The 8,188-nt window shown below is 71.7% G+C and carries 8 protein-coding genes and 1 pseudogene; 2 read left to right on the forward strand and 7 right to left on the reverse strand.

Annotation, left to right across the window (positions count from 1 at the left end; all coding sequences use genetic code 11):
• The 6 genes from pyrD to NH339_RS16205 all read right to left on the reverse strand — a co-directional run.
• Positions 1-823: dihydroorotate dehydrogenase (quinone) (gene pyrD, locus NH339_RS16180; protein WP_253027056.1), on the reverse strand; the 823-nt coding region annotated here is incomplete at its 3' end.
• A 148-nt stretch (positions 824-971) separates the two neighbouring features.
• On the reverse strand, positions 972-2,318 hold the full coding sequence (locus NH339_RS16185; RefSeq protein ID WP_253027057.1) for an NAD-dependent succinate-semialdehyde dehydrogenase: 1,347 nt from the start codon (positions 2,316-2,318) through the stop codon (positions 972-974).
• A gap of 85 nt (positions 2,319-2,403) precedes the next feature.
• Entirely contained in the window at positions 2,404-3,204 is an 801-nt protein-coding gene (locus NH339_RS16190) for an ABC transporter permease (protein ID WP_067854680.1), read from the reverse strand.
• Between the two features lie 9 nt (positions 3,205-3,213).
• The gene (locus NH339_RS16195; RefSeq protein ID WP_253027058.1) at positions 3,214-4,134 is read right to left on the reverse strand and encodes an ABC transporter permease; all 921 of its coding nucleotides are present in this window, start codon (positions 4,132-4,134) and stop codon (positions 3,214-3,216) included.
• A gap of 1 nt (position 4,135) precedes the next feature.
• Positions 4,136-5,311 (reverse strand): ABC transporter substrate-binding protein, encoded by a 1,176-nt coding sequence (locus tag NH339_RS16200; RefSeq protein WP_253027059.1) that lies wholly within the window; start codon positions 5,309-5,311, stop codon positions 4,136-4,138.
• A gap of 34 nt (positions 5,312-5,345) precedes the next feature.
• Entirely contained in the window at positions 5,346-6,377 is a 1,032-nt protein-coding gene (locus tag NH339_RS16205; protein WP_253027060.1) for an ABC transporter ATP-binding protein, read from the reverse strand.
• Positions 6,378-6,562: 185 nt separating this feature from the next.
• On the opposite strand from NH339_RS16205, the gene NH339_RS16210 reads away from it, so the two are divergent.
• On the forward strand, positions 6,563-7,306 hold the full coding sequence (locus NH339_RS16210) for a FadR/GntR family transcriptional regulator (protein WP_067854672.1): 744 nt from the start codon (positions 6,563-6,565) through the stop codon (positions 7,304-7,306).
• A 4-nt stretch (positions 7,307-7,310) separates the two neighbouring features.
• Positions 7,311-7,988 carry a cache domain-containing protein gene (locus tag NH339_RS16215; RefSeq protein WP_253027061.1) on the forward strand — a complete coding sequence of 226 codons (678 nt, stop codon included), beginning with the start codon at positions 7,311-7,313 and terminating at the stop codon, positions 7,986-7,988.
• Here the strand turns inward: NH339_RS16215 and NH339_RS16220 are convergent.
• Positions 7,972-8,188: pseudogene (locus tag NH339_RS16220) on the reverse strand (hypothetical protein); the annotation flags it as partial. The gene NH339_RS16215 and the pseudogene NH339_RS16220 overlap by 17 nt on opposite strands.

Below are 8,188 nucleotides of genomic sequence, written 5' to 3' on the forward strand. Positions count from 1 at the left end.
CGGGCCCGGACAGGCCGCCCGCCCCCGCCGCGTCGACCGTCGCGCGGTCGGCCAGCAGCGAGGCGGGACGCTCGATGGTCGTGTTCGTGGCGCTGATGCCGTCGAGCCCCAGCTCGAGCGCGAGGTCGGCCACCGCGTCGACGTCGGCGTCGGCGAGGTCGGGGGCGATCTTGACGACCAGCGGCACGCGCCGACCCTGCGGGAGACGCTCGGTGACGTCGCGCACGGCGGCCAGGATGGGGCGCAGCGCGTCGACCGACTGCAGGTCGCGCAGCCCCGGCGTGTTGGGGCTCGAGACGTTGACGACCAGGTAGCTCGCGTAGGGCGCGAGCAGCCGCGCGCTCTCGACGTAGTCGGCGACGGCCTCCTCGGCCGGCACGACCTTCGTCTTGCCGATGTTGACGCCGATGACGGCGTCGGTCCCGACCGCGGTGCGCCGCAGACGGTGCAGCCGGGCCGCGACGACGGCGGCGCCGTCGTTGTTGAAGCCCATCCGGTTGATGACGGCGCGGTCGTCGACGAGCCGGAAGAGCCGGGGACGCGGGTTGCCGGGCTGGGGGCGGGCGGTCACGGTGCCGACCTCGACGTGGCCGAACCCGAGGCCGAGCAGCCCGGGCACCGCGCGGGCGTTCTTGTCGAAGCCGGCGGCCAGGCCGAAGGCGTGCGGGAACGTCAGCCCCATGACCGTGCGCGGCGCGGGCGGCACCGCCGTGAGCGGTCGCGCGAGCCGACCCCCGAGGCGGATGGCCCGGAAGGCCTGCTCGTGCGCGACCTCCGGGTCCATGCGGGCGAAGACCGTCGAGAACAGCGCGTCGTAGACCACGACCGCCAGCCTAGTGCCGGTCCCGGCTCGACCCCCACGACGACGTCGGTCCCGCCCTCCCTGTTGAGGAGCGGGACCGACGCACCCAGGAGACGCCGCCGGACGCGTCCCATGACGCGCGGCGACCCTGGTGTCTCGCAGGGCGAGATCAGGCGATGGTGCGGATCATCTTCTTGTTGACGAACTCGTCGATGCCGAAGCGTCCGAGCTCGCGCCCGAACCCGGACCGCTTGACGCCACCGAACGGCAGCTCGGCGCCCTCGGCGCCGACGCCGTTGACGAACACCATGCCCGCCTCGATGCGGTCGGCGACGCGCTGCGCCTGGTCGGGGTCGTCGGTGAAGACGTAGGAGCCCAGCCCGAAGGGCGTGTCGTTGGCGAGCTCGACCGCCTCGTCCTCCGAGCCGACCTTGAACACGATGCCGACCGGTCCGAACAGCTCCTCGTGGAAGGCGTCGTCGCCGGGCTTCACGCCCGTGAGCACGCCGGGCGGGAAGAACGCGCCGTCGCGCTCGCCGCGGCTCTCCAGGTGGGCGCCCTGCTCGACGGCGCGGTCGACCTGGTCGGCGAGCCGCTCGGCGGCCTCCTTCGACGAGAGCGGGGCGATGCCGTCGGCCGCCTCGAGGATCTTGGCGGTGAACTTCTCCAGGAAGGAGTCGTAGAGCTCCTCGACGACGATGAACCGCTTGCCCGCGTTGCAGGCCTGGCCGGTGTTGTCGAGCCGCGCGTTCACGGCCTGCTCGACGGTGGCGTCGAGGTCGTCGGCACCGAGCACGATGAACGGGTCGGACCCGCCGAGCTCCAGCACGACCTTCTTGAGGTGGCGTCCGGCGATCGCGGCGACGGCGGCGCCGGCCCGCTCGGAGCCGGTCAGGGACACGCCCTGGACGCGCTTGTCGCCGATGACCTCCTCGATCTGCTCGTTGGTGGCGTAGATGTTCACGTAGGCGCCCTCGGGGAAGCCGGCGTCGAGGAAGATCTTCTGCAGCGCCTCGGCCGACTCCGGGCACTGCGGGGCGTGCTTGAGCACGATCGTGTTGCCGAGCGCCAGGTTCGGGCCGGCGAAGCGGGCGATCTGGTACGACGGAAAGTTCCAGGGCATGATCCCGAGCAGCACGCCGACGGCGCTGCGCTTGACGACGGCCGAGCCCTCGCCCTCGAGCAGCTCGAGCGGCTCGTCGGCCAGGAAGCGCTCGGCGTTGTCGGCGTAGAACTCGTAGATGGCCGTGCAGAAGTCGACCTCGCCCAGGCACTCCTCGAGCGGCTTGCCCATCTCGCGCTGGGCGATCTCGGCCAGCTCCTGGCGTCGCTCGGCGTGCAGCTCGCCGACGCGGCGCACGAGCGCGGCGCGCTCGGCCACCGTCGAGCTCTTCGACCAGCCGCGGTAGGCCTCGTGGGCCGACGCGAGTGCGGCCTCGATGTCGGCGTCGGTGGCGGTGGGGTACTCCTTGACGACCTCGCCGGTGGCGGGGTTCGTGACGGCGTACAGGCTCATCGGTGCTCCTTCGAGGGGGTGGCGGTGTCGGCACGGCCGACGTTACGGGAGGGGCCGGAGGTCGGCCCGGTGACGACGCACGCGCTCATCGCACGGTCTCGGCCTCGCCGGCGATGCGTTGCGCGATCCAGATCGGCACGACGGACACGACGATGAGCACGACCGCGACGACGGCCACGACCGGTGCCTGGTTGGGCCGGAACAGGTTGTTGAGGATCCAGATCGGCAGCGTCGTGGTGCCGGGGCCCGCGGTGAACGTCGTCACGATGATCTCGTCGAAGCTGAGCGCGAACGCGAGCAGGCCGCCGGCGAGCAGCGCCGAGCGCAGCTGCGGGAACGTGACCAGCCGGAAGGTGGTCCAGAGCCCCGCGCCGAGGTCGGCCGAGGCCTCCTCGAGGTTGCCGCCCATCCGCCGCAGCCGGGCGACGACGTTGTTGAACACGGTGACGATGCAGAAGGTCGCGTGCGCGACCACCAGGGTCGCGACGCCGAGCTCGATGGCGAGGATGCCGCGGAAGGCGTTGTTGAGCGCGACGCCCGTGACGATGCCGGGCAGCGCGATCGGCAGGATCACCAGCAGGTTCACGGTGTTGCGCCCGAAGAACCGGAAGCGCTGCAGCGCGAACGCCATGAGGGTGCCGAGCACCAGCGCGACCGCCGTCGACGCGAGCGCCACCTCCACGCTCGTCAGCACCGCGTCCCGGGCACCGGCGCTGTGGAACGCCCGCACCCACCACTCGGTGGTGAAGCCGTCGGGCGGCCACGTCATCGACGGGTCGGGGTTGAAGGAGTTCGCGACCACGACGAGCAGCGGCGCGTACATGAGCACGAGCACGAGGGCGGTGACGGCGAGCAGGGCTCGGCGCGAGGTCGGGCTGAGGGTCACGGCGCGCTCCTAGAGGTTGTCCAGGGCGCCCGTGCGACGGACCGCCGCGAGGTACCCGAGCATGATGACGATGGGCACGAGCGCGATGGCGGCGGCGAGCGGCAGGTTGTTGGCCGCGCCGACGTTCGTGTAGACGAGGTTGCCGAGCATCTGGTTCGCGCCGCCGACGATGTTGACGCTGATGTAGTCGCCCAGCGTGAGCGAGAAGCTGAAGATCGAGCCGGCGACGATCGCGGGCAGCAGCAGCGGCATGACGACCGTGCGGACCGTCGTGCCGGCCGAGGCGCCGAGGTCGCCCGCGGCCTCGAGCAGCGAGTCGGGGACGCGCTCCATGCCCGCGAAGATCGGCAGGATGACGTACGGCAGCCAGATGTAGGCCTGCGTCATGACGACGGCCGTGAGCCCGTAGCCGGGGCTGTGCGCGCCGAACGGGTCGAGCACCCAGTCGACGAGACCGCCCTCGCTGAGCAGCGAGCGCCACGCGAACGCCTTGACGAGGTAGCTGGCCCACAGCGGCGTCAGCACCGCGACGACGAGCAGCCGTCGGGCTCGCGGCGACGCGACCTTGGCCATGAAGAAGGCGATGGGCAGCGCGATCGCGACGTCGATGACGGTCACGAGCGCCGCGACGCCGAGCGTGCGGAGGGTGACCGTCCGGTAGAGCGACTCGGTCGCGACCTCGCGCAGGTTGTCGAGCGTGAGGCCGCGGTCGATCTCGCCCGTGAACGCGTCGACCGACCAGAGCGCGGTGACGAGCAGGGCCGCGAGCGCGACCACGTACACCAGCACGAGCCAGGTGAGCGGCGCGGAGAGGAACAGGCCGAGCCGCAGCCGTGGCCGGGTGGCGAGGAAGGAGGAGGCCCGGCGGGTGGCCGCCCCGACCCCGGAGGGGGACGGAGCGGCCACCGCGGGCGTGTTCGGCTGGGTCACGTCAGCCCTTGATCTCGGTCCAGGCCTTGGTCCAGTCCGAGTAGTCGGTGCACTTCACGTCGGTGCGACCGTCGAGGCACTGCTCGATGGGCGTGCGCCAGTACCAGATCTTGTCCGAGTAGGCCTTGTCACCGGCGTGGTACGTCTCGCAGAAGCCCTCGCTGGCGAACTCGCAGGCCTCCTCGGAGTTCGGCGACTCGCCGAAGTACTCGGTGGCCTGCGCGTTCGTCTTCGGGTCCTCGATGTGGTTGAGCCACGCGTAGGCGCAGTTCGGGTGCTTCGCCTTGGCGGCGATCATCCAGGTGTCGTTCCAGCCGGTGACGCCCTCCTCGGGCACCGTCGTCTTGACGTTCTCCTGGTCGATCGTGTTCGCGATGACCTGCCAGGTGGTGCCGACGACCGAGTCGCCGGTCTTGAACGCCGACGCCTCCTTGAGGTAGTCCGACCAGTACTCGCCCACGTTGGCGCGCTGCTCCTTGAGGAGGTCGACCGCCGCGGCGAGCTGCTTCTCGTCGAGGGCGTACGGGTTCTCGATCTTCAGCTCCGGCTGCTTGGCCATGAGGTACATGGCGGCGTCGGCGATGTAGATGGGCGAGTCGTAGGCGGTGACCTTGCCCTTGTACTGCGAGCCCTTCTCGAACACGACGTCCCAGGACGTGGGCTCGTCCTTCACGACGTCGCTGTTGTACATGAGGAGGTTGGCGCCGTAGCCGTGCGGCACGCCGTAGTTCTTCCCGTCCACGGTGTTCCACTCCTGGTCCTTCAGGAAGTCGAAGACCTTGGCGTAGTTGGGGACGAGGTCGGTGTTGACCTCGGCCGCGGCCTTGGCGGCGACCATGCGCAGCGTGAGGTCGCCGGACGCCGCGACGACGTCGTAGTCGCCGGACTTGGCGAGGTTGAACGCCTCGTCGGACGTGCCGTAGACCTTGCTGGTGACCTTGCAGCCGGTCTCCTTCTCGAAGTCGGTGACCCAGTCGGCGTCGGGGTCGTTGCTGCCGTCCTCGACGTAGCCGGGCCACGCGAGGATCGAGACCTGACCCTCGTTCTTCCCGAGCTTCGTCGGCGCGCCGGTGGCGGCGTCGTCGTCGCCTCCCCCGCCACAGGCGGCGAGGGCGAGGCTGCAGGTGACGGCGGCGGCGAGTGCGCCGACGCGTCCTCTCCTGGTCGTGGGGATCATCTCGGTTCCGTCCTCTTCGATGGGTGTGGTGGGGTCAGGCGAGCGTCACGAGGTCGGCGTGACGCCAGGAGGCGACGACCTGGTCGCCGCGCTCGACGGCGGCGGGCGCCGTCGAGGGCTCGAGGACCACGAGGCGGGCCCCGTGCTCGGTGTCGACGACGACGCGGCGGCCGATGCCGAGGTAGATGGTCTCGGCGACGACGCCGCGGACGCGGTCGTGCTCCGGGGTCGCGGCGCCGGCGTCGGGCTCGGCGGCGAGGTGGATCTTCTCCGGACGCAGCGCGTAGCGGCCGTCGCGGCCGAGGACGGCGCGCGCGACCTCGGCGTCGAACAGGTTCGAGGTGCCGACGAACGACGCGACGTAGGCGTCGACGGGCCGCTCGTAGACCTCCTGGGGACTGCCGAGCTGCACGATGCGGCCGTCGTTGAACACGGCGACCCGGTCGCTCAGCGTGAGCGCCTCCTCCTGGTCGTGCGTCACGAAGACGAAGGTGATGCCGAGCTCGCGCTGGAGCTGCTTGAGCTCGACCTGCATCTGCTCACGGAGCTTGAGGTCGAGGGCGCCGAGGGGCTCGTCGAGCAGCAGGACCTTGGGACGGACGACGACCGCACGGGCGAGGGCGACGCGCTGGCGCTGCCCGCCGGAGAGCTGGGTCGGTCGACGGTCGGCGACGTGGTCGAGACGCACGGTCGCGAGGGCCTCGAGGGCACGGCTGCGACGCTCGGCCTTGCCGATCCCGCGCACGCGCAGCCCGTACGCGACGTTCTCGAGGACGCTCATGTGCGGGAAGAGCGCGTAGTCCTGGAAGACGGTGTTGACGTCGCGCTCGAAGGGTGCCGTGCCGGTGACGTCGCGGCCGGCGAGCTCCACCGTCCCGCCGGTCGGCTGCTCGAAGCCGGCCACGAGACGCAGCACCGTGGTCTTGCCCGACCCGGACGGTCCGAGCATCGAGAAGAACTCGCCGTCGGCGATCTCGAGGTCGACGCCGTCGACGGCCCGCACGTCGCCGAAGTGCTTCTGCAGGCCGGTCAGGCGGATCGCGGGGGTGGCGCCGGTGCTGCTCATCGGTCTCCTTCGGCGGGCGTCCCGACGCCGTGCGCGCCGGGGCGGGCGGGCCGCTCGGCCCTGTCCGCGTCGAGAAACCTATGGCTTCAGATGTTAAATGTAAACAGCTTTCTGTCACCATCCGGTAAACAGGTGCCACCGTCGTCCCGCACCCACCGAGCCTGGACGTCGACCCGAGGAGATGCATGGCCGCCGTCCGACGCCGCTCGACCCGAGCGCGCACGGCCGTGTTCGCGCCCATCGGCGACCTGGGGCGCGCCGTGCGCGTCGAGCAGCGCCTCGCCCAGGCCATCCGCTCGGGGATCCTGGAGGACGGCGAGCGTCTGCCGAGCGAGTCGGAGCTGGCGGCGATGCTGGGCGTCGCGACCGTCACCGCCCGCGAGGCGCTCGTGTCGCTGCGTGCACAAGGACTCGTCACGACGACGCGGGGACGCGGCGGCGGCTCCTTCGTCACCCGTCCGGTCGGAGCGGCCGACGAGATGCTGGAGCGGCGCGTCGCGGCGATGACCCGCGTCGACATCGCCGACCACGGCATCCACTACGCGACGGTCCTCAGCGGCTGCGCCGAGCTCGCCGCGGAGCGCGCGAACGTCGAGGAGGTCGAGGACCTCCGCGAGATCCTGCCCGACCCGGGCACGACCGACGCGACCACCTTGCGCGCCGCCGACACCGAGCTGCACCTCGCCGTCGCCGCGCTCTCGCACTCCGCGCACCTCGCCCGCGAGGTGATGCGCCTGGAGATGGAGCTCGGGGCGCTGCTGCGGCTCGGGCTGCGCGACCCCGACCGGCAGGCAGAGCTGCGCGAGCACCATGCGGCCCTGCTGGCCGCGATCGCCGCCCACGACGGCAACGAGGCGCGGGCGCTCGTGCGCCGACGCGTCCGACGACTGCTCGGCGAGCTCGCCGAGCTGCACGCGAGGATCAGGTGAGCCGATGACCGACCGCACCCCTGCCCCCACGCCCGCCGCGACCGGTCCCGGCGCGTGCGTCGACGCCGTCGAGGCGCTGTTCCACCCGCTGCTGCACAGCCTGCGCGAGAGCGGCGACGCGCTCGCGCCCCTGTTCGACGACGACGTCTCCGCGGCGCAGGTCCTCGAGGCCGTCCGTCCGCACGCGCTCGAGGTGCTCGCCGACGCGCACACCGTCGGCGCCGGGTTCGTCGTCTCCCCCGGCCTGCTGACCGACGAGGAGTACCTGCTGGCCTGGTGGCAGGGCGACGACCAGGGCCGCATCCCCGACTCGATCGCCCTCGTGCAGTCGACCGACTACAGCCGCCAGGAGTGGTTCCGCACGCCGCAGCGCACCCACACGTCGCACGTGACGGGCCCCTACATCGACTACGTCTGCACGGACGAGTTCATGCTCACCACGACCGTCCCCGTCGAGCGCGACGGTCGCATGCTCGGCGTCATGGGCGCCGACGTGCTCGCCGAGACGGTCGAGCGCACGCTGCTCGACACGTTCCGCGCCGCGCACGCCACGCTCGTCAACGACCACGACCGCGTCGTGCTGTCCTCGCAGGTCCACCTGTTCGCGGGCGAGCCCGTCGACCGCGACGCGTTCGCCACGCACGTGCCGTGCGAGGGCCTGCCCTTCACCGTGCTGGCGTGACCCTCGTGTCGGCGGGGTAGGCGGCGACGACGAACGTGCGCAGCCGGTCGGCCAGCGCGGCCAGCGACGCCTCGGCCGGGTGCGTGGACGACCAGGCGACGACCAGCCGCACCGCGAGGTCCGCACCGCCGGAGCGCACGCGCAGGCCCCGCAGGCCGTACCGGACGTCGTCGGACACGACGGCGACGCCGCGCCCGGCC

Source organism: Aeromicrobium sp. CnD17-E (genome assembly GCF_024124745.1).
Lineage (GTDB): Bacteria > Actinomycetota > Actinomycetes > Propionibacteriales > Nocardioidaceae > Aeromicrobium.

Coding starts and splice junctions, on each gene's coding strand:
- NH339_RS16185 (WP_253027057.1), bottom strand. CDS start 2,318: ATGAGCCTGTACGCCGTCACGAACCCCGCCACCGGCGAGGTCGTCAAG.
- NH339_RS16200 (WP_253027059.1), bottom strand. CDS start 5,311: ATGATCCCCACGACCAGGAGAGGACGCGTCGGCGCACTCGCCGCCGCC.
- NH339_RS16205 (WP_253027060.1), bottom strand. CDS start 6,377: ATGAGCAGCACCGGCGCCACCCCCGCGATCCGCCTGACCGGCCTGCAG.
- NH339_RS16210 (WP_067854672.1), top strand. CDS start 6,563: ATGGCCGCCGTCCGACGCCGCTCGACCCGAGCGCGCACGGCCGTGTTC.
- NH339_RS16215 (WP_253027061.1), top strand. CDS start 7,311: ATGACCGACCGCACCCCTGCCCCCACGCCCGCCGCGACCGGTCCCGGC.